Annotated in this window: 1 protein-coding gene and 1 pseudogene; both read right to left on the bottom strand. The window is 71.8% G+C overall.

The genetic code is table 11. The features are described from left to right. On the bottom strand, window positions 1-1046 hold a 1046-nt coding region (locus tag ACZ6A9_RS32530), incomplete at its 3' end, for an enoyl-CoA hydratase-related protein (RefSeq protein ID WP_468993315.1). Window positions 1047-1088: 42 nt separating this feature from the next. Further along, a pseudogene (locus ACZ6A9_RS32535) lies at window positions 1089-1226 on the bottom strand (acetyl-CoA C-acyltransferase); the annotation flags it as partial.

Genomic DNA, 1226 nt, shown 5'->3' on the forward strand with positions numbered 1-1226 from the left:
TTCAGGACGACGTCGATACCGGCGCGGGCGCACGAGTAGGCGATGCCCGCCCCCATCATCCCCGCACCCAGCACGGCCACCTTGCGGACCGTGCGAGAGGGCAGGTTCTGCGGCCGGTTGGCACCCGCTTCGACGGCCCGCCGGTCGTAGAAGAAGGCCTGGATCATGCTCTTGGCTGTCTGCCCGGTCAGCAGGTCGGTGAGGTAGCGGGCCTCGATGACCTGGGCGGTCTCGAAGTCGACCTGGGCGCCCTCGACGGCGGCGGCGAGGATGTTGCGCGGGGCCGGGTAGGGGGCGCCGCCGGTCTGCTTGCGCAGGTTGGCGGGGAAGGCGGGCAGGTTGGCGGCGAACTTGGGGTGGGCCGGGGTGCCTCCGGGGATGCGGTGGCCGGGCCGGTCCCAGGGCTGGGCCGACTCGGGGTGGGCGTCGATGAACGCGCGCGCCTTGGCGAACAGTCCGGCCGGGTCGGCGGCGATCTCGTCGACCAGGCCGGCGGCGAGGGCGGCAGCGGGGGCGTACTGCCTGCCTTCCAGGAGCACCTTCTGCAGCGCGTCGGCGATGCCGAACATCCGTACCGTGCGGGTCACTCCGCCACCGCCGGGAAGCAGGCCGAACGTGACCTCGGGCAGCCCGACCCGGGTGGTGGGCCGGTCGAGGAGGACGCGGTGGTGGCAGGCCAGTGCGATCTCGTAACCGCCACCCAGGGCGGTGCCGTTGAGGGCGGCCACGACGGGCACGCCCAGCGTCTCCAGCCTGCGCAGGGCGCGCTTGACGCGCATGCCCGCCTCGAAGGAGCGGTCGGCGGTCTCGGGCGTGACCGCGCGCAGGTCGCGCAGGTCTCCCCCGGCGAAGAAGGTCTTCTTGGCGGAGGTGATGACGACACCCCTGAGGGTCTCGCGCCTGTTCTCCAGCCGCTCGACCACCGCGTCGAGGGAGTCGATGAAGGCCGCGTTCATGGTGTTCACCGGCTGGTCGGGGTCGTCCAGGATCAAGGTGACGACCCCGTCGGTGTTCTCTTCCCAGCGGATGGTGGTGCGCTCGGTCATGGGGATGTCTCCGTGATTGAGGTGGCGGGTCGCTGGGAGGGGTCAGAGGCGTTCGACGACGGTGGCGATGCCCATGCCGCCGCCCACGCACAGCGTGGCCAGGCCGTAGCGCTTGTCCTGGCGCTCCAGTTCGTCGACGAGGGTGCCGAGGATCATCGCGCCGGTCGCGCCCAGGGGGTG

Source organism: Streptomyces sp. NPDC041124, from assembly GCF_055592385.1.